The organism is Serratia sp. S4 (genome assembly GCF_000347995.1).
GTDB lineage: Bacteria > Pseudomonadota > Gammaproteobacteria > Enterobacterales > Enterobacteriaceae > Serratia > Serratia quinivorans.
On record NZ_KB661120.1, the window covers coordinates 1,651,401 to 1,670,776 of the forward strand.

Here is a 19,376-nt window from a genome sequence, read left to right on the forward strand (position 1 = left end):
TTCTCTTTTCGTGATGAACTTGATGAGTATTATTCAGTTTTTGTGAGTGTAATACTGCGGCATGATACTGGCAACTTTCTTTTAACAGTCTGGATACTCTACATGGCCTTAAGAATTGCCCTGAGTGGTTTTATTGCATTGATCGTAGCCATGGGAATTGGTCGCTTCGCCTTTACCCCACAGGTACCGCTGATGATTGCCGAGCACCAGTTCACTCTGACCGGGGCCGGACTGGTGGCGGCCATTAACTACCTGGGTTATCTGTGTGGCGCCTATGACGCGATGCGTGCCAACCGACATGTTGAACGTCGGCTGTGGCTGGGGGTGTGGGGGGCGGTAATCTTGACCTTGCTTTCGGCCTGGGTGCAGGGCGAATGGTGGCACGGTGCCGTGCGTTTCCTGATTGGTTGGGCCAGCGGCTGGGCGATGGTGCTGGTGGCGGCCTGGACCAACGAACGGCTGGCTCACTATGGCCGGCCGGCGCTCAGTGCGGCGGTCTTCGCCGGGCCGGGTGCCGGGATTTTTATCAGCGGCATGCTGGCGGTAGGCATTCACAGCCTGGCGCTGACGGCGTCTCAGGCCTGGCTGGTGTATGGCGTGTTGGCGCTGGTGTTGATTGGCGCAATCAGCATTAACCTGCCTAAGGCCGGTGAATTGCATCGTCCTGATGTGGCACCGGAGCCTCTGCTGTTGACTCCGGCGCTGAAGCGGCTGGTATTGAGCTACAGCCTGGCGGGTTTTGGCTATATTCTGCCGGCCACCTTTCTGTCGCAAATGGCCGCCGCACGTTTTCCCGGTAGCGTGTTCGCGCAATTTGTCTGGCCTGTCTTCGGCGGTGCGGCGGTGCTGGGGATTGTCATTGGCATCCTGACCCGTCACAAGCTGACCACCCAAACGCGTCTGGCCATGACTCTGTGGGTACAGGCATTGGGGGTCTTGAGTGCGGAAATCGTGCCTGGGGTGGCCGGACTGGCTTTGGGGGCATTGTTGACCGGTGGTGGTTTCCTCAGCGTGGTGCAGCTGTCGATCCAGCACGGCAGGGAACTGGCACCTAATCATGCGCGTTACATGGCGGGACTGTTGACCACCGGCTATGCGATTGGTCAGTTGGTCGGCCCGACGCTGTCGGCGCTATCCACTGCCTTGACCCATCGGTTGGAACCGGCGTTATATGTCGCCGTGGTGGCGCTGATCGTTGCCGGCCTGCTGGTGGTGAATACCCCGACGCGCGAGCTGGCACGAAAACCGACGGCGCTGTGATTAAATTCCGTACAAAAAACGTGGAATAGCCGCAGCGGGCCTGATTGTGCTAAATGCGAATATTTCACCTGCTGATGAAGCACAATCGCTGGATAATCCCCTCACTCTCATCTAGAGTGGGGTCAAAATCTTGACCGGGTTCACGTTACCAATGACGGAAACCTCTGCCGTCAGGAGAGTATGCAATTCACCAGTCTGCTCGGTAAAGCAGCCGGATTGGCGAGTTCAGGTCCGTTGGAGAGATGAAATGACATCATTAAGTAAAGAAGCTGTTCTGGTTCATGCGGCGCTCGAAGAGCGTGGCCTGGAAACCCCGTTGCGTGGTGAAGTGCTGGATCGCGAGACGCGCAAGCGCCGTATTAAAGAGCACATGACGGAAATCATGCAGCTGCTTAATCTCGATCTGTCCGACGATAGCCTGGCGGAAACCCCGCATCGCATTGCCAAGATGTATGTCGATGAAATTTTCTCCGGCCTGGACTACGCGAATTTCCCAAAAATTACCGTCATCGAAAACAAGATGAAGGTAGATGAAATGGTGACGGTGCGCGACATTACCCTGACCAGCACCTGTGAGCACCATTTCGTGACAATCGACGGTAAAGCGACCGTGGCTTACATTCCGAAAGATGCGGTGATCGGCCTGTCGAAAATCAACCGTATCGTGCAATTTTTCTCCCAGCGCCCACAGGTGCAGGAGCGTCTGACTCAACAGATCCTGGTGGCATTGCAAACCCTGCTGGGCACCAATAACGTGGCAGTATCGATTGATGCGGTCCATTATTGTGTTAAGGCGCGTGGTATCCGTGACGCGACCAGCGCCACCACCACCACCTCGCTGGGTGGGCTGTTCAAGTCCAGCCAGAACACCCGTCAGGAATTCCTGCGTGCGGTGCGACATCACCAGGGGTGATACGGGGTTAACGAATAAGAACAGGCGCCTGCGGGCGCCTTTTTAATGGCCGGAATACAGCGATAAAATAATGAGCAACCCTTCGACCACACCGCTGCCGCGCATCGCCACTCTGGACTGTGTGCGCGGTATCGCCATCCTTGGCATTCTGCTGCTGAATATCAGCGCCTTTGGCCTGCCGAAGGCGGCCTACCTGAATCCTGCCTATCTGGGGCTGCCATCATCGCGTGACGCCTGGACCTGGGCGCTGTTGGATATTTTCGCCCAGGCCAAGTTTCTGGCGATGTTTGCCTTATTGTTTGGTGCCGGCTTGCAGATGCTGCTGCGGCGCGGCAAGGGCTGGATACGTGCGCGACTGTCGTGGTTGGTGCTGTTTGGTTTGGCGCATGCCATTTTCCTTTGGGGCGGCGATATCCTGTTGGCCTATGGCCTGATCGGGCTGGTGTGCTGGCGGATGATCCGCGATGCCAAAGAAACCTATCAGCTATTGAAAACCGGCGTAGTGCTCTACCTGATCGGCGTCGGGGTTCTGCTGTTGCTGGGCTTTATCTCGCACGGTGAGCCGGGCGGTTTCTGGCAGCCCGGCGTGGCGGAACTGCAGTATGAAAAATTTTGGAAGCTGCAGGGCGGTATGGAGGCTTGGCGTAGCCGTACCGATCTGCTCTCGTCCAGCCTGTTGGCGATTGGTGCGCAATACGGCTGGGAGTTGGCGGGGCTGATGCTGTTTGGTGCCGGACTGATGCGCAGCGGTTGGCTGCGTGGCACCTATTCGCCGGGTTACTATCGCCGTCAGGCTGCCTGGCTGATACCGCTTTCATTGCTGATCCAACTGCCGGCGGTGGCGTTGCAATGGCATCTTCACTGGGACTACCGCTGGAGCGGCTTTTTATTGCAGGTACCGCGCGAACTGGGCGCTCCGCTGCAGGCCATGGGCTATCTGGCACTGTGTTACGGTTTCTGGCCGACGCTGTCGCGGCTGCGCATTGGGCATTGGTTGACTCAGATTGGGCGCATGGCGCTGAGCAATTACCTGCTGCAAACGCTGATCTGTACCACGCTGTTCTATCGCTTTGGCCTGTATCAACAGTTCGACCGCCTGCAACTGCTGGCGTTTGTGCCGCTGGTCTGGTTGGCTAACCTGTTGTTTTCTAACCTGTGGTTGCGTTACTTCGCCCAGGGGCCGGTGGAATGGCTATGGCGCAAACTGACCTCTCTGGCCGCCGGTAACACGGAGCCTAAGGGAGTGAATTGAGATCTGGCGCAGGTAGGTTAAAAAAATGTATGTAAACGTTTTCTTTCCTGTGACGGGATTCACGCAGAGGAGGATGACAAACGGGGTAGGATAGCGCCACTGTCAACTACCCCGACCTCAGGATTTTTCATGACCTCTGTTCACCCAACCACCATTCGCGACGTGGCGAAGCGTGCGGGCGTGTCCGTGGCGACCGTTTCCCGCGTGCTGAACCACAGCGCCCTGACCAGTAAAGAGACGCGTGAACAGGTGCTTAAGGCGGTGGCTGAACTGGGTTATCGGCCCAACGCCAATGCACAGGCACTGGCCACCCAGAGCAGCGATACCCTCGGGGTGGTGGTGATGGACGTCTCCGATCCTTTCTTTGGTGCGCTGGTGAAAGCGGTAGACACCGTAGCGCAGCAACACCACAAATATTTGCTGATCGGCAACAGTTATCATCAGGCAGACAAAGAGCGTCACGCTATCGAAGTGCTGATTCGCCAGCGCTGTAATGCCTTGATTGTGCATGCAAAAGCGCTGTGTGATGCCGAATTGATGACTTTCCTCGACCAGGTGCCGGGCATGGTGTTGATCAACCGTATCATTACCGGCTATGAGCATCGCTGCGTTGGCCTGGACAACGTCAGCGGCGCGGAGATGGCAATGCGTTTGCTGCTGTCGCAGGGGCATCAGCGCATTGGCTATCTGGGCTCCAACCACCCGATAGAAGACGGGCCGCTGCGCCAGCAGGGCTATACGCAGGCGATGGCTGCGGCTGGATTGGTTACGCCGGACAATTGGCGTGCCTATGGTTCGCCGGATTTGCAGGGTGGGGAAGCGGCAATGGTCGAGTTACTCGGGCGTAACCTGCATTTGAGCGCGGTGTTTGCTTACAACGATGCCATGGCCGCCGGTGCCATGGCGGTGCTGAAAGAAAACGCTATCACAGTACCGCAAAATTTCTCGCTGGTGGGGTTCGATGATATCCCCATTGCACGCTATACCAGCCCCAAGCTCACCACGGTGCGTTATCCCATTGTAACCATGGCGACGCTGGCCACCGAGTTGGCCCTGCTGGGTGCGGCAGGGCGGCTGGAGCCGCAGGACCGCCATTTGTTTATGCCCACTCTGGTACGCCGCCATTCTGTGGCTCCGTGGCAAATTGAGGCAGCGGTCACTCTCTGAACATTTAATCTTGTGTAACCGTTTTCAATCTGTGAGAAAATTCACAGATTATTAACATCACGCCGTCTATGCTCTAGTCGTTTTCCAGCGCAAAGGCACTTGCCGCTGCTGTTCTTTACCTCGCGCTGGCACCACACTTTTCAGGAATAACATGATTCACGGATGACAGGGAAACTGCCAGGCCCGGTTGTGCATTCGCCACCGGTTACCTTTGGCCTAACACCGAGCAAGACCCTACATAAACCGGAGACACACAATGAATAAGAAGGTTTTCACCCTGGCCGCGACGGCCGCAGCCATGATGTTTGGCGCCGCAGCACATGCAGATACCCGTATTGGCGTCACAATTTATAAATATGACGACAACTTTATGTCGGTGGTACGCAAGGCTATCGAGAAAGACGCCAAGGCCTCTCCGGACGTCACCTTGCTGATGAATGACTCGCAGAATGACCAATCCAAACAAAACGATCAGATTGACGTGCTGATCGCCAAGGGCGTTAAAGCACTGGCCATCAACCTGGTTGACCCGGCAGCCGCCCCGGTGGTGATTGATAAGGCGCGCGCAAACGATATCCCTATCGTGTTCTACAACAAAGAGCCTTCCCGTAAAGCGCTGGACAGCTATGACAAAGCTTATTACGTGGGGACCGACTCTAAAGAGTCCGGTGTGATCCAGGGCAAACTGATCGAGAAGCACTGGAAGGCTAACCCGAACTGGGATCTGAACAAAGATGGTCAGATTCAGTATGTGTTGCTCAAAGGTGAGCCAGGCCACCCGGATGCTGAAGCGCGTACCACCTACGTGACTAAAACGCTGAACGACGACGGTATCAAGACGCAAGCATTGCAGATGGACACCGCAATGTGGGACACCGCCCAGGCCAAAGATAAGATGGATGCCTGGCTGTCCGGCCCTAATGCCAACAAAATAGAAGTGGTGATTGCCAACAACGATGCGATGGCAATGGGCGCGGTAGAAGCGCTGAAAGCGCATAACAAATCCAGCATTCCGGTATTCGGTGTGGATGCGTTGCCAGAAGCGCTGGCGATGGTGAAATCCGGCGCTATGGCAGGGACAGTACTGAACGATGCCGACAATCAGGCTAAAGCCACTTTCGAACTGGCGAAAAACCTGGCTGCGGGCAAACCGGCCGCCGATGGCACCCAATATAAGATTGAAAATAAAGTGGTGCGCATTGCTTACGTTGGCGTAGATAAAGACAACCTGTCTCAGTTTATTAAGTAAGTTCTGAATGACCCCGCCTGAGGTGCGCTGCCCAGCGCCAACACCAGGAAAGCCGCAGGCGGGGAAATTTATTCTTCAAATCACAGCCTATACCCGATGAATTTCAAGTTGCAGCTAGCCATGCTGAGTCTTGAAAGGCGACGGGTAACATAGCCAGGTGTATTTATGGCCGACAGCCCACGCGAATTTCTGCTGGAAATGACCGATATCAGTAAGTCATTTCCCGGCGTCAAGGCATTGGATAATGTGAATCTGCGCGTTCGTCCGCACTCCATTCATGCATTAATGGGGGAGAACGGCGCGGGGAAATCGACATTATTAAAATGCCTGTTCGGCATTTATAAAAAAGATGCCGGCAGTATTATTTTTCAGGGCCAGGAAATTGACTTCAAAAGCTCCAAAGAGGCGCTGGAACACGGTGTTTCAATGGTGCATCAGGAGTTGAACCTGGTGTTGCAGCGTACCGTGATGGATAACATGTGGTTGGGACGCTACCCGACCAAGGGCATGTTTGTCGATCAGGACAAAATGTTGAAGGACACCCAGGCGATATTCGACGAGCTGGATATTGATATCAACCCACGGGATAAAGTGGGCACGTTATCGGTATCGCAGATGCAGATGATCGAAATTGCCAAGGCTTTCTCCTACGACGCCAAGATTGTGATTATGGATGAGCCAACCTCTTCGCTGACGGAAAAAGAGGTGAATCATCTGTTCACCATTATCCGTAAGCTGAAAGAGCGCGGCTGCGGCATCGTCTATATTTCGCACAAAATGGAAGAGATTTTCCAACTGTGCGACGAAATCACCATCCTGCGCGATGGCCAGTGGATCGCCACCCAGCCGCTGGAAGGGCTGGATATGGACAAGATCATTTCGATGATGGTGGGGCGATCGCTCAGCCAGCGTTTCCCCGATCGGCAAAATACGCCGGGCGAGGTGATCCTGGAGGTGAAGGGCCTGACCTCAATGCGCCAGCCTTCGATTCGCGATATCTCCTTCGATCTGCATCAGGGTGAGATCCTCGGCATTGCCGGATTGGTGGGGGCCAAGCGTACCGATATTCTGGAGACGCTGTTCGGCATCCGCGAAAAAATTGCGGGCACCATCAAGCTGCACGGCAAGGCCATCAACAACCACAGCGCCAATGAAGCGATTAACCACGGTTTTGCTCTGGTGACGGAAGAGCGCCGTTCCACCGGGATTTACGCTTATCTGGATGTCGGTTTTAACTCGCTGATCTCCAATATCCGTAACTATAAAAATAAAATCGGCCTGCTGGATAATGCCCGAATGAAAAGCGACACCCAATGGGTGATCGATGCCATGCGGGTCAAGACCCCGGGTCATCATACCAACATCGGCTCGCTGTCCGGCGGTAACCAGCAGAAGGTGATCATCGGCCGTTGGCTGCTGACCCAACCGGAAATATTGATGCTGGATGAACCGACGCGCGGTATTGACGTTGGCGCCAAATTCGAAATTTATCAGTTGATGACCGAACTGGCGAAGAAGGGCAAGGGGATCATTATTGTCTCGTCTGAAATGCCGGAGCTTTTGGGAATTACCGACAGAATACTGGTGATGAGTAATGGTCAGGTTGCGGGCATCGTTAATACCAAACAGACCTCGCAAAATGAAATTTTACGTCTCGCATCCCTGCACCTTTAAGGATCAGAATTATGAACGCGCTGAATAAGAAAACTTTGTTCACCTATTTTAAGGAAGGTGGCATTTACGTGGTATTGCTGGTGCTGCTGGCAATTATTATTATCCAGGATCCGACTTTCCTCAGCTTAATGAACCTGAGCAACATTCTGACGCAGTCTTCGGTGCGCATTATTATTGCACTGGGTGTGGCAGGGCTGATTGTTACCCAGGGGACGGACCTGTCCGCCGGGCGTCAGGTTGGGTTGGCGGCGGTGATCGCGGCGACGTTGTTGCAGTCGATGGATAACGTCAACAAGGTGTTTCCGCATATGGAAACCTGGTCGATTCCGTTGGTGATCCTGCTGGTGTGTGCCGTGGGCGCGGTGATTGGTCTGGTGAACGGTTTGATCATCGCCTATCTGAACGTGACGCCGTTTATTACCACTTTGGGTACCATGATTATCGTGTACGGCATTAACTCGCTGTATTACGACTCTGTTGGTGCATCGCCAGTGGCGGGGTTTGATCCCAAGTTCTCCACCTTTGCTCAGGGGTTCCTGCGCTTTGGCGACTTTAAGCTGTCGTACATTACCTTCTACGCCATTATTGCGATTATTTTTGTCTGGATCCTGTGGAATAAAACCCGCTTCGGCAAAAACATCTTCGCCATCGGTGGCAACCCTGAGGCGGCAAAGGTTTCCGGCGTGAACGTGCCGTTGAACCTGATCATGATTTATGCGCTGTCTGGCGTGTTCTATGCGTTTGGCGGCTTGTTGGAAGCGGGCCGTATCGGCAGTGCTACCAACAACCTCGGCTTTATGTATGAGTTGGATGCGATTGCTGCCTGCGTGGTCGGTGGGGTGTCCTTTGCCGGTGGGGTCGGTACGGTATTGGGAGTGGTGACCGGGGTGATCATCTTCACCGTCATCAACTACGGCCTGACCTACATTGGTGTTAACCCTTACTGGCAGTACATCATCAAGGGCGGCATCATTATCTTCGCGGTAGCGCTGGATTCACTGAAGTACGCCAAGAAGAAGTAAAAGTCTCTGCGAAAAAACGGCCAGCAAATGCTGTAATGCCGGTCAGTTAAGCAAAGTTCTGAATAAGAATGTACGATGTTGTTTAAGTGGGCGTCTCCCTCTCCCAAGGGAGAGGGCCGGGGTGAGGGGCTTTTGCGTTGGTTTGTATCCCCTCACCCTAACCCTCTCCCAAAGGAGAGGGAACAATATCACCTTAACTTACAAGCATTACTGCCCTGGCCGCCTTTTGTTTTATTAAGGGGCAATTAAGGCTGTTTGGCCTTTTGCTTTTCCGCTTCCAGCTTGTGTTCCAGCTCGACCAATTGTTCCGGTGATACCGCCGGATACCCCTGGGCGTCCTCCGGGATGGTGTGCATGGCGGAGATCGGGATCAGCGGGCCGAGGAAGCGCGGTTCACGTTTGAGGATGTACAAATCGGTCAGCGCGCCAAGGCGGGCGAAGATCTCGCGCACACGCACTGTCATCATATCTTTTGGTGAGGGTACCGCGTAGCACTGCGCCTGGATCCCCATATGCAGCGCGATAAACAGCGCACGTTCACAGTGGAAGCGTTGGGTGATGATGATAAAGTCGTTGGTGTCGAACACCTTGCGGGTACGTACGATCGAATCCAGGGTGCGGAACCCGGCGTAATCCAGCACGATATCGCTGGGCGCCACGCCGGCGGCGATTAAATCGCGGCGCATGGTCATGGGTTCGTTGTAGCTTTGCTGGGCATTGTCACCGCTCAGTAGCAGGTATTTAACTTTGCCGCTGTTGTAGGCGTTGATCGCCCCCTGAATGCGGTAGCGGTAATATTGGTTGATCACGCCGGTACGGTAATATTTGGCGGTACCCAGTACTACGCCGACCTGGCGATGGGGCAGCCCTTGCAGTTCGTCATAGACGAAAGGTGCCGTTTTCCAGCTGATCCAACGATCGAGCGCGATAGCCGAGAGCATCAGCAATGCAGCGATGACAAACAAGCCGATTATCAGGCGTTTCCACATGTTATTGCCTTACGCGCACCGTGGCCAAAAAAGATGGTTCAAGGCTACTTTACCTGACTACTTGAAGCAAGCTTGTCCCCCTTCTGGCACGCATTGCGCCGCATTTTTAGGCGTTTTCGGCCATAAAAAAAGTCCGGCGAGCCGGACTTTATCATCTTGCTTGTGCAAATCAGAAAGAGGTGCGCTTGTAGCTGCGGTATTGCGGGCGCCAGAAGTTGTGTTCGATGGCTTTCGACAGCGCTTCTTCAGAAGTGACTACCGCCATTCCCTGCAGTTGAGCCGCTTTACCCACTTCCATCGCGATGCATTTTGACACGCCCTGAATATCGTCAATATCCGGTAACAGTGCGCCATGCCCGTCGGTGGCCAGCGGCGAACACTCGGCCAGTGCCCGGCTGGCGGCCATCAGCATCGCGTCCGTTACACGGGTCGCGCCAGAGGCTAACACACCCAGACCAATCCCCGGGAAGATATAGGAGTTGTTGCATTGGGCAATCGGGATCTGTTGCTCTTTATAGTGTACCGGTGCGAACGGGCTGCCGGTGGCGACCAGCGCAGCGCCTTCGGTCCAGTTGATGATGTCTTCCGGGCGGGCTTCCACGCGTGAAGTCGGGTTGGACAGCGGCATTACGATCGGCCGCGGGCAATGCTTGTGCATTTCGCGGATCAGTTCTTCGGTGAACAGACCCGGCTGGCCGGAAACGCCGATCAAAATGGTGGGCTTGGCGTTACGTACTACGTCCAACAGCGAGATGGCATCGCTTTGGGTCTGCCATGCGGTCAGGTTTTCGCTTTTTTGCACCAGCTTGCTTTGGAAATCGAGCAGGTTAGGCAGTTTGTCGGTCAGCAGACCAAAACGGTCAACCATGAACACGCGGGCGCGCGCTTCGTCTTCGCTCAGACCTTCGGATTTCATCTGGGCGATAATTTGCTCGGCAATGCCGCAGCCGGCGGAACCGGCACCCAGGAAGGTCACGGTTTGGTCACGCAATTGGCTGCCCGCAGCGCGGCTGGCGGCAATCAGGCTACCCAGCGTAACCGCTGCGGTACCCTGAATATCGTCGTTAAAGCAGCAGATTTCGTCACGATAGCGGTTCAGCAGCGGAGTCGCGTTGTTCTGAGCGAAATCCTCGAACTGCAACAGCACGTTAGGCCAGCGGCGTTTCACCGCCTGAATAAACTCTTCAACGAAAGCGTGGTATTCATCACCGGAAATGCGTGGATGACGCCACCCCATATACAGCGGATCGTTCAGGCGCTGTGGGTTGTTGGTACCCACGTCCAGCACTACCGGCAGGGTATAGGCCGGGCTGATACCACCGCAGGCGGTATACAGCGAAAGCTTGCCGATAGGAATGCCCATGCCGCCAATGCCCTGGTCGCCCAGGCCGAGAATACGTTCGCCGTCGGTGACGACAATCACTTTGACGTTTTGTTTGGTGGCGTTTTGCAGCATGTCGTCAATGCGATCGCGGTTCGGGTAGGAGATAAACAACCCGCGTGCCCGGCGGTAAATATCGGAGAAGTGCTCGCAGGCCTCACCCACCGTTGGCGTGTAGATGATCGGCATCATTTCGCTCAGGTGGGAGTCCAGCAGGCGGTAGAACAGGGTTTCGTTGGTGTCCTGAATGTTGCGCAGGTAAATGTGCTTATCGCTGTCGTTTTTGAAATCCTGATATTGGCGATAGGCGCGCTCAGCCTGTTCTTCAATGGTTTCCACCGCGTCGGGCAACAAGCCTTGCAGGTTGAAATGGTTGCGCTCTTCTTCGGTGAAGGCACTGCCTTTATTCAGCAGTGGGAATTCCAACAGGATCGGGCCGGCATAAGGGATGTAGAGAGGGCGTTTGCTTTCGTATTCAAGTTCCATGACTTTTGCTCTTCAACGTATCGGATAACTTTATAAGGGTGATCCTAAAAGATCGGCGAAATATGTACAGCAATTGTTATCGGATCATGAGGTAAATTGGCGTAATTATCGACGATCAAATCCTAATTTAACTAAAGAAAGTGTTTTAAGACGTGAATGCCATTGTATTTGGCTGGCGGGGCTGTTAACAGCGGTGCCGGGCGGCACCGCCAGGGTCAGGATCAGAAAGTAATGCGGCTGACATTTTGGCAGCCCAGGGCAGCCAGCGTGGCACGGGTAGCATCCCATTGGGTGAGAATGGCACTTTCTGGCTCAGCCAGCACGGCGCGTTTTACTTTCTGACAGTCGTCGCCGGAAACATTCATCAGAATCAGCGCGGCCTGCAGGGGCGGCAGACTTGGGTTGAAGGCGGCGTTTTCCGCATAACGGCCAGTGTAGACTGTGCCGTCTTCAGCCTCGAGTGCGACGCCGCTGTGGGCGTTGCTGTAGGGCGCGTGGCTCTGATTGGCAGCGGCCAGCGCTGCTTTTTCCAGTTCGTCAGTCAGCGCCAGTTGGAAACCATGATCGACCTGGTCCATCAGCAGCGTAGTGATATCCAGGTCTTTCGGGCCGAAGGAGTCCGGCAGGTAATCGCCAAGCGTTGCCGGTTCACGGCCGGGCAGACGAATTTTAAGGCTGACGCCGCTGTTCAGTTCGTTCATAAACTGACGGCAGTGGCCGCAAGGCGTGTAGTTAACGGTGATGGAGGCCAGGGCGGGTTCACCGCGCAGCCAGGCGTGGGTCACCGCACACTGTTCCGCATGAATGGTTTGTTGCATCGGAGCGCCGCTGAATTCCATATTGGCACCAAAATACAGATTGCCGCTCTGCCCACGGGCAATGGCACCGACATAAAATTGTGAGATTGGCGCTAACGAGCAGGCCGCCGCCAGTGGCAGCAGAGCGAATGCCAGAGCATCATCATCCAGCCCGCAGCGCTGCTTGATCGCGTCCACTTGTTCCGCCTTGAGCATGGCCGGGAAATCAGGCGCATCAATATAAGACTGCAGGGCGGATTGCAAGGTGGCGGGCAGTTCGCCAAAAGCGGTTTGAAAACGCGGGTGCATAGAAACTCTCTCTACAGGTTAACGGGATAACATTCTAGGCAGCCTTGCGTGAATAAAGTGTGATGTAAATCTCTTTATTGATGAAATCAATGCAATGAAAAGCATAATTGCGAGATGTATCGCAGGTTTTAACCGTTTTAACTGAACATATGCAGCAGTACCGGGAACAGGAAAGGGGCCAGCAGCGAGGTAATGATCCCGCAGATCACCAACGCCAAAGAGCCGAATGCCCCTTCCTGATAGTCCATTTCCGCGCAACGAGCCGTGCCCAGTGCATGAGATGCGGTACCCATGGCCAAACCTCTCGCCGAGCGAGTGGTGATTTTCAATAGTTTAAATAATGTATGCCCGAATACTGCGCCGAGAATACCGACGAAGATTACGCAGACGGCGCTGATTGCCGGGATGCCGCCGAGCGATTCCGCCACTGCCATGGCGATAGGGGTCGTAACCGATTTGGGCATAATGGAAGCGGCAATTTCCGGAGTCGCCCCCATCAATAAAGCGATGGCACCGCCGCTGATCATGGCCGTCATACTGCCGATAAAGCAGATGGCGATAATGGATTTCCAACGGGCGCGGATCTGGTGCAGCTGTTCATACAGCGGGTAGGCCAGCGCGACGACGGCGGGCTGCAATAAGTCATTGAGGATTTTGCTGCCCTGAAAATAGCGTTCATAAGGGATGCCGGTCAGTAACAGCAGGGGAATGATCACCGCCATGGATACCAGCAGCGGGTTCAGCAGCGGCATGTTCAACCACTGCGCCAGCTTGCGTGCGGCAAAGTAGACTGCCAGCGTTAACGGCAATGACCACCAGATTTCATGGATCATTTTTCACCTTCCGCGGCATCCGGTTTGCCGACGATGCGACGCTCCCGGTGGAAATAATGCGAAGTGTAACCCACCACCACCAGCACCATCAGGGTGCTGATAATGCAGGAAACCACCAGCGGGCCGAGGTGATCAAGGATCTGGTCATAGTATTTCATTACGCCAACGCCGATGGGCACAAACAACAGCACCATATAGCGGATCAGCAGATGACAGCCGGGTTTTACCCACCTGGCCGGCATAATTTGCGTGGAGAGCAGGGCGAACAGCAGCAGCATGCCGATAATGCTGCCGGGAATGGCGATCGGCAGCAGCGCCGCAATTGCATTGCCGGCGAATAAGCAAAGGTAGATAAGGACAATTGCCCTCAGGTATTTCCAGCACAGAGTGAATAGCTTGGCCATAACTTAATCCCGTTTAACCGATGCATTCATCATACAATTAAACTGTGACCTCCGCCACAAATCACACCATGAATTCTCTCTATGGCTGCCATGCCTGTCAGGCAGGTTGACAGCCGTAGTTAAGCCCGGTGCGCCTTTATTTTGTACTGATGATGCCTGCGCGGTATTGCTGCTTTTGTGCCAGGCGATGGCCGAGGAAAAAGAATAGCAGGCTGAACAATGCGGCAGCAATCAGCATCACAAACATCATTTGCGGTGCGGCATAGCTGAGTATAAAACCGCACAGCACCGGGTTGATGGCACCGCCCAAAGCGCTGAGGTTTTGCACACCGTAGTAACTGCCTTTCAGATGCTGTGGGGCGATAAAGTCGATAAACATATACTCCACCGGGATCACGATAATTTCCCCCAGGGTAAATATCGCCATAGCTATGGCCCACAACCAGAGTGATTGCCCGGCCAGGCTAAAACCGATCAGCCCCAGAATGAAAAACACGGTGCCCAGCGCCAGCCAGCGCAGCATGTTTTCCTGCCGCATGCCCCGGCTCAGTAAATACTGCAGCGCGATGACGATGCAGGCATTAACAATCATCACCGCCCCAATGACCTGATAGGCAAACTCGGCGTTGGAAACCAGAATCAGGTATTGCGATAAATACCCGGTGAACTGGCCAAAAACCACCGCGCCAAGCGTACTGCCGAGAGTAAAGTAAATCAGCCGGTGGTCGTTGCGCAGAATGGTCAGCGTCTGGCGGAAATTGGGCGGCGCAGAGGGCACGGCCTCAGTCGCTGCCGGCGGCGTAGTGCGTTGTCGGTGCAGGCTAAAACTCAATGCCGTCACTGTGAATAAAGCCAATCCGCCGGAAAGGTAGAAGGGTAACAATGGGTTCAGCCCTGCCACCATCACCCCCAGTGATGAGCCCACCGCCCAGCCAACGTTCACCAGCGTGTAGTTGATTGAAAAGGCTTTGATACGTTGTGCAACCGGTAGCCAGTCGGCAAAACAGGCCTTGATGGTGATGCCCAGGACCGAATAGGCGGTATGCAGGATAGCCAATACCACGATGATCCCACCCGGACGCGGGATCCACGGAATAGCGAAAAAACTTAGGGCGAACAGTAAAATGGCCGTCAGGATCAAGGTGTTTTTGTTGAACTTGTCGACCAGGTAACCGCCATACAGACTGGCGAAAATACCGATCATCAGGCTGATGCCCAAAATAATACCGACGCTTTTCGGCAGCAGGTGGAAATGCCCGGTGAGATAGATGGTAATGAACGGTAGCGTGACGCCACGCCCAATGGTCAATACCAGCGAGCTGGCCAGCAATGTGTTGATCAGCGGTGGGAATCCCTTCATGTCAGACCTGTTTATGCATACAGTAATTAAACCCGTATGGATAAGATAGCTTATTTTGGCCGATTTTGTCGTTGTCGCAAGGAATGAAATTTAATAAAAAGGGCCGAGCAAGCTCGACCCTTGGAGGCAGTAAAAACCGGTGTTATTTCACCTGCATCCCTGGCTGTGCGCCGCTGTCCGGGCTAAGCAGGAAGATTTCTTTTCCGCCTGGGCCGGCTGCCATCACCATGCCTTCGGAGATACCGAAGCGCATTTTGCGAGGCGCAAGGTTGGCAACCATGATGGTCAGGCGGCCTTCCAGCGCTTTCGGGTCCGGATAAGCGGAACGAATGCCGGAGAAGATCTGGCGTGTTTCGCCACCCAGCTCCAACTGCAGCTTCAACAGCTTGTCCGAACCTTCGACAAAATCGGCACTCTTAATCAAGGCAATACGCATATCAACCTTGGCGAAATCGTCAAAGGTAATGGTGTCCTGAATCGGATCCTCAGCCAGTGGGCCGGTGACCACTTTAGCCGCCACCATGTCTTCTTTCGAGGCGCTGACCATCTCATTGACCTTGTCCAGATCGATACGGTTGAACAGGGCTTTGAATGGATTAACCTGATGGCCCAGCAACGGCTGCTGGATGCTGTCCCAGCTCAGTTCACAATTAAGGAAGGCTTCGGTGCGTTCAGTCAGCGACGGCATTACCGGTTTCAGGTAGGTCATCAGGACGCGGAACAGGTTGATGCCCATTGAGCAAATGGCTTGTAAATCCGCATCGCGGCCTTCCTGTTTGGCCACTACCCACGGCGCTTGTTCATCCACATAGCGGTTTGCCAGATCGGCCAGCGCCATGATTTCGCGAATTGCCCGGCCGGACTCACGGCTGGCATAGGCCTCGGCGATGCTTTGCGCTGCATCAACGAAGGTTTGGTACAGCGCCGGATCGGCCAGCTTGTCGGCCAGTTGACCACCAAAACGCTTGCTGATAAAGCCGGCGTTGCGCGAAGCCAGGTTCACTACCTTGTTCACGATGTCGGCGTTTACCCGCTGCACGAAATCTTCCAGATTCAGGTCGATATCGTCGATGCGTGAAGACAACTTGGCGGCGTAGTAGTAACGCAGGCAATCGGCATCCAGGTGTTGCAGATAGGTACCGGCCTTGATAAAGGTGCCGCGAGATTTGGACATCTTGGCGCCGTTTACCGTTACGTAGCCATGTACGAACAGGTTGGTCGGTTTGCGGAAGTTACTGCCTTCCAGCATTGCCGGCCAGAACAGGCTGTGGAAATAAACGATGTCCTTGCCGATAAAGTGATACAGCTCGGTGGTGGAGTCCTTGCGCCAGAACTCGTCAAAGTCCAGATCGCCACGCTTGTCGCACAGGTTTTTGAATGAACCCATGTAGCCGATTGGCGCATCCAGCCAGACATAGAAGTATTTACCTGGCGCATCCGGGATTTCAAAGCCGAAATACGGCGCATCGCGAGAGATATCCCACTGTTGCAGACCGGATTCAAACCACTCCTGCATCTTGTTCGCGACCTGCTCTTGCAGCGCGCCGGAACGTGTCCAGGCCTGCAACATTTCGCTGAACGACGGCAGATCAAAGAAGAAGTGCTCGGAATCACGCAATACCGGCGTCGCACCGGAAACCACGGATTTCGGATCGATCAGCTCGGTCGGGCTGTAGGTTGCGCCACAGACTTCGCAGTTATCGCCGTATTGATCCGGTGATTTGCATTTCGGGCAGGTGCCTTTGACGAAGCGGTCAGGCAGGAACATGCCTTTTTCCGGGTCGTACAGCTGAGAAATGGTACGGTTCTTGATGAAACCGTTTTCTTTCAGGCGGCCGTAAATCAGGTTCGACAGCTCACGGTTCTCATCGCTATGGGTTGAATGATAGTTATCATAGCTGATGCCAAAACCGGCGAAATCCTGTTGGTGCTCCTGGCTCATTTCCGCGATCATTTCTTCCGGCTTGATGCCCAACTGCTGAGCTTTCAGCATGATCGGCGTGCCGTGCGCGTCGTCCGCGCAGATGAAATGAACCTCGTTGCCGCGCATTCGTTGGTAACGAACCCAGATGTCTGCCTGGATGTGCTCGAGCATGTGGCCGAGATGGATGGAACCATTTGCGTACGGCAGCGCGCACGTCACCAATAATTTTTTCGCGACTTGAGGCATAGTGAGAACTTGGTTTCTGTAATGAATAAAAAGGGTCTTTGATGTTACCCGATCGCGCTCGCCACGGCTAGGGTGGTTTCTTTATACAGACATGCGCCGACTGGCCTGCAGTTCTGATATGCTTAGCGAGAAGCTATCCATTCAAAATCAAGGAGCCGGGATGAGCACAAAATCCCCCGAGCAGACCAACCCCGAAGTTCTGCGTGCCCTGGTGACCGGTGTACTGGCCGCCTTTGAACACCCGACGTTAAAAAATAATCTGACCGCGCTGAAGGCCATTCACCACTGCGCGTTGTTGGATCATGTGTTGCACATTGAACTGATTATGCCATTCGCCTGGCAGAGCGGTTTTGAGGTGCTGAAAGACAGCGTCAGTGCAGAATTACTGCGCGTGACCGGCGCTGAGGCGATCGACTGGAAACTGAAGCATGACATTACCACTTTGAAACGCGCCAACGATCAGGCCGGCATCAAAGGCGTGCGTAATATTATCGCCATCAGTTCCGGCAAGGGCGGGGTGGGTAAATCCACCACGGCGGTTAACCTGGCGTTGGCGCTGGCTGCGGAAGGGGCCAAGGTTGGCATTTTGGACGCCGACATTTATGGCCCGTCGATCCCGAATATGCTGGGCACCGAGAACGAGCGTCCAACCTCGCCGGACGGGCAACACATGGCACCGATCCTGGCGCACGGTCTGGCAACCAACTCTATTGGTTATCTGGTGACCGACGATAATGCCATGGTGTGGCGTGGCCCGATGGCCAGTAAGGCGTTAATGCAATTGTTGCAGGATACGTTGTGGCCGGATCTGGACTATCTGGTGCTGGATATGCCACCGGGCACCGGTGATATTCAGTTGACGCTGTCGCAAAACATTCCGGTTACCGGAGCTTTGGTGGTCACCACGCCGCAGGATATCGCGCTGCTTGATGCTGCCAAGGGCATTGTGATGTTTGAGAAGGTTCATGTGCCGGTACTGGGCATTGTGGAGAATATGAGTGTGCATATTTGCAGCAACTGCGGACACCACGAACCCATTTTCGGTACCGGTGGGGCGGAGAAGTTGGTGAAGAAATACCATAGCCGCCTGCTGGGGCAATTGCCGCTGCATATTTCACTGCGCGAAGATTTGGATCGTGGCGAGCCGACGGTGATAAGCCGCCCGGACAGTGAATTTGCCGAGCTGTATCGCCAGCTTGCCGGTCGCGTTGCCGCGCAGATGTATTGGCAGGGCGAAGCTATTCCAACGGAAATCTCTTTCCGCGCCTTGTAAGTAATTTAACGCCAGCCAGAAAATAACCCCGGACATATACCGGGGTTTTGTTTATGGAGTCGTAAGATGTTTGTGCAGATCCGCGCGGGTGTAAGGGCGTTCGATATGCGCCAGAGCGGTGGCTATATGTTCCAACAGGCCCTGCGTCGGTGCCGGTTGCCGGTTGCCCATCAGAGCGAGCGGTAAAGCCAGTGCGCAGATGATCCGTAACCAGGAAAGCTGCGGGCGCGGCTTGCCTCGTTGTAACCACAGGAACAGCGTGCTGGCCAGATAACCCAACACCAGTCCACTCACCACTTCCGAAGGCGAATGCACCTGAATGGCCAGGCGTGATAGCCCGATAGTGAGGGGCAACACCAAACCTGCCACCAGCGCCATACTGCGAACCGCATGCGAAAAACGCCCGGTAAGCGTCCAGAGGAACACCGGCCAGATACTGGCCGCCAGCGCAGAGTGGCCACTAAAGCCGGTAAAGTCATAGCTTTCAATGCCAATGCCCCAGCCCATAAAGGCCAGTTTGGAGGCACATACTACGCCGCCGGCACCGCCGAAAATTAGCGCCCATTGCCAACCTGCAGTTCGGGTGGCTGGTGGCACGACTAATACGACAAAGAGAATCAATGAGCACGGCAGCAGTAACATACTGTCGCCAAAAAATGTCAGAAAATACCAGTCCAGCACGTCGGTCTCCGGTGAAATAAGGCATCCCAATTGTCAGGATTATCATCAAGTCACCGAGTTTACCCCGGCATGCCAGATAGCCCTAGAAGCAATCATCTGAAAATCGTGGCAGACCAATCCGACGAAATAACCCGATATAGCGGCCTGGCGGTGACA

At 54.6% G+C, this 19,376-nt stretch carries 16 protein-coding genes; 8 read left to right on the forward strand and 8 right to left on the reverse strand.

Features of this window, described 5'->3' with window-relative positions; genetic code table 11:
* Positions 1 to 102 precede the first annotated feature (102 nt).
* From SERS4_RS0108525 to mglC, 7 genes are all read left to right on the forward strand, one after another.
* Positions 103 to 1,260: a YbfB/YjiJ family MFS transporter gene (locus tag SERS4_RS0108525; RefSeq protein ID WP_017892163.1), complete on the forward strand. Its 1,158-nt coding sequence runs from the start codon at positions 103 to 105 to the stop codon at positions 1,258 to 1,260.
* A gap of 247 nt (positions 1,261 to 1,507) precedes the next feature.
* On the forward strand, positions 1,508 to 2,173 hold the full coding sequence (gene folE / locus SERS4_RS0108530; RefSeq protein ID WP_012005993.1) for a GTP cyclohydrolase I FolE: 666 nt from the start codon (positions 1,508 to 1,510) through the stop codon (positions 2,171 to 2,173).
* Positions 2,174 to 2,243: 70 nt separating this feature from the next.
* On the forward strand, positions 2,244 to 3,425 hold the full coding sequence (gene yeiB / locus SERS4_RS0108535; RefSeq protein ID WP_017892164.1) for a DUF418 domain-containing protein YeiB: 1,182 nt from the start codon (positions 2,244 to 2,246) through the stop codon (positions 3,423 to 3,425).
* A 129-nt stretch (positions 3,426 to 3,554) separates the two neighbouring features.
* The gene (gene galS, locus SERS4_RS0108540) at positions 3,555 to 4,592 is read left to right on the forward strand and encodes an HTH-type transcriptional regulator GalS (protein ID WP_017892165.1); all 1,038 of its coding nucleotides are present in this window, start codon (positions 3,555 to 3,557) and stop codon (positions 4,590 to 4,592) included.
* Between the two features lie 256 nt (positions 4,593 to 4,848).
* Complete coding sequence (gene mglB, locus SERS4_RS0108545) at positions 4,849 to 5,841, forward strand: galactose/glucose ABC transporter substrate-binding protein MglB (RefSeq protein WP_012005996.1); 993 nt, start codon at positions 4,849 to 4,851, stop codon at positions 5,839 to 5,841.
* Between the two features lie 165 nt (positions 5,842 to 6,006).
* Positions 6,007 to 7,515, forward strand: a complete 1,509-nt coding sequence (mglA, locus tag SERS4_RS0108550) for a galactose/methyl galactoside ABC transporter ATP-binding protein MglA (RefSeq protein ID WP_012005997.1) — start codon at positions 6,007 to 6,009, stop codon at positions 7,513 to 7,515.
* Between the two features lie 11 nt (positions 7,516 to 7,526).
* On the forward strand, positions 7,527 to 8,537 hold the full coding sequence (gene mglC / locus SERS4_RS0108555; RefSeq protein WP_012005998.1) for a galactose/methyl galactoside ABC transporter permease MglC: 1,011 nt from the start codon (positions 7,527 to 7,529) through the stop codon (positions 8,535 to 8,537).
* A gap of 245 nt (positions 8,538 to 8,782) precedes the next feature.
* Here the strand turns inward: mglC and sanA are convergent, their stop codons facing one another.
* From sanA to metG, 7 genes are all read right to left on the reverse strand, one after another.
* Positions 8,783 to 9,526: an outer membrane permeability protein SanA gene (gene sanA, locus SERS4_RS0108560; RefSeq protein WP_017892166.1), complete on the reverse strand. Its 744-nt coding sequence runs from the start codon at positions 9,524 to 9,526 to the stop codon at positions 8,783 to 8,785.
* A gap of 169 nt (positions 9,527 to 9,695) precedes the next feature.
* Positions 9,696 to 11,393, reverse strand: coding sequence for an NAD-dependent malic enzyme (locus SERS4_RS0108565; protein WP_012006000.1), 1,698 nt, complete (start codon positions 11,391 to 11,393; stop codon positions 9,696 to 9,698).
* Between the two features lie 221 nt (positions 11,394 to 11,614).
* On the reverse strand, positions 11,615 to 12,499 hold the full coding sequence (cdd, locus tag SERS4_RS0108570) for a cytidine deaminase (protein ID WP_017892167.1): 885 nt from the start codon (positions 12,497 to 12,499) through the stop codon (positions 11,615 to 11,617).
* Between the two features lie 137 nt (positions 12,500 to 12,636).
* Positions 12,637 to 13,332 (reverse strand): CidB/LrgB family autolysis modulator, encoded by a 696-nt coding sequence (locus tag SERS4_RS0108575; RefSeq protein ID WP_017892168.1) that lies wholly within the window; start codon positions 13,330 to 13,332, stop codon positions 12,637 to 12,639.
* Complete coding sequence (locus SERS4_RS0108580) at positions 13,329 to 13,736, reverse strand: CidA/LrgA family protein (protein ID WP_012006003.1); 408 nt, start codon at positions 13,734 to 13,736, stop codon at positions 13,329 to 13,331. The genes SERS4_RS0108575 and SERS4_RS0108580 overlap by 4 nt, the downstream gene beginning before the upstream one ends.
* A gap of 136 nt (positions 13,737 to 13,872) precedes the next feature.
* Entirely contained in the window at positions 13,873 to 15,096 is a 1,224-nt protein-coding gene (locus SERS4_RS0108585) for an MFS transporter (RefSeq protein ID WP_017892169.1), read from the reverse strand.
* A gap of 142 nt (positions 15,097 to 15,238) precedes the next feature.
* A complete protein-coding gene (gene metG / locus SERS4_RS0108590; RefSeq protein WP_017892170.1) occupies positions 15,239 to 17,266 on the reverse strand; it encodes a methionine--tRNA ligase in 2,028 nt (675 codons plus the stop codon).
* 160 nt (positions 17,267 to 17,426) lie between these two features.
* On the opposite strand from metG, the gene apbC reads away from it, so the two are divergent.
* Positions 17,427 to 18,539, forward strand: coding sequence for an iron-sulfur cluster carrier protein ApbC (gene apbC, locus SERS4_RS0108595; protein ID WP_017892171.1), 1,113 nt, complete (start codon positions 17,427 to 17,429; stop codon positions 18,537 to 18,539).
* A gap of 51 nt (positions 18,540 to 18,590) precedes the next feature.
* Here apbC and SERS4_RS0108600 read toward each other — a convergent pair whose 3' ends face one another.
* Positions 18,591 to 19,220: a phosphatase PAP2 family protein gene (locus SERS4_RS0108600; RefSeq protein WP_017892172.1), complete on the reverse strand. Its 630-nt coding sequence runs from the start codon at positions 19,218 to 19,220 to the stop codon at positions 18,591 to 18,593.
* Positions 19,221 to 19,376 lie beyond the last annotated feature (156 nt).

What these genes read in the sequence shown, in the direction of transcription:
- SERS4_RS0108525 (WP_017892163.1), top strand. Translation starts at nt 103, where the DNA reads ATGGCCTTAAGAATTGCCCTGAGTGGTTTTATTGCATTGATCGTAGCC.
- folE (WP_012005993.1), top strand. Translation starts at nt 1,508, where the DNA reads ATGACATCATTAAGTAAAGAAGCTGTTCTGGTTCATGCGGCGCTCGAA.
- yeiB (WP_017892164.1), top strand. Translation starts at nt 2,244, where the DNA reads ATGAGCAACCCTTCGACCACACCGCTGCCGCGCATCGCCACTCTGGAC.
- galS (WP_017892165.1), top strand. Translation starts at nt 3,555, where the DNA reads ATGACCTCTGTTCACCCAACCACCATTCGCGACGTGGCGAAGCGTGCG.
- mglB (WP_012005996.1), top strand. Translation starts at nt 4,849, where the DNA reads ATGAATAAGAAGGTTTTCACCCTGGCCGCGACGGCCGCAGCCATGATG.
- mglA (WP_012005997.1), top strand. Translation starts at nt 6,007, where the DNA reads ATGGCCGACAGCCCACGCGAATTTCTGCTGGAAATGACCGATATCAGT.
- mglC (WP_012005998.1), top strand. Translation starts at nt 7,527, where the DNA reads ATGAACGCGCTGAATAAGAAAACTTTGTTCACCTATTTTAAGGAAGGT.
- sanA (WP_017892166.1), bottom strand. Translation starts at nt 9,526, where the DNA reads ATGTGGAAACGCCTGATAATCGGCTTGTTTGTCATCGCTGCATTGCTG.
- SERS4_RS0108565 (WP_012006000.1), bottom strand. Translation starts at nt 11,393, where the DNA reads ATGGAACTTGAATACGAAAGCAAACGCCCTCTCTACATCCCTTATGCC.
- cdd (WP_017892167.1), bottom strand. Translation starts at nt 12,499, where the DNA reads ATGCACCCGCGTTTTCAAACCGCTTTTGGCGAACTGCCCGCCACCTTG.
- SERS4_RS0108575 (WP_017892168.1), bottom strand. Translation starts at nt 13,332, where the DNA reads ATGATCCATGAAATCTGGTGGTCATTGCCGTTAACGCTGGCAGTCTAC.
- SERS4_RS0108580 (WP_012006003.1), bottom strand. Translation starts at nt 13,736, where the DNA reads ATGGCCAAGCTATTCACTCTGTGCTGGAAATACCTGAGGGCAATTGTC.
- SERS4_RS0108585 (WP_017892169.1), bottom strand. Translation starts at nt 15,096, where the DNA reads ATGAAGGGATTCCCACCGCTGATCAACACATTGCTGGCCAGCTCGCTG.
- metG (WP_017892170.1), bottom strand. Translation starts at nt 17,266, where the DNA reads ATGCCTCAAGTCGCGAAAAAATTATTGGTGACGTGCGCGCTGCCGTAC.
- apbC (WP_017892171.1), top strand. Translation starts at nt 17,427, where the DNA reads ATGAGCACAAAATCCCCCGAGCAGACCAACCCCGAAGTTCTGCGTGCC.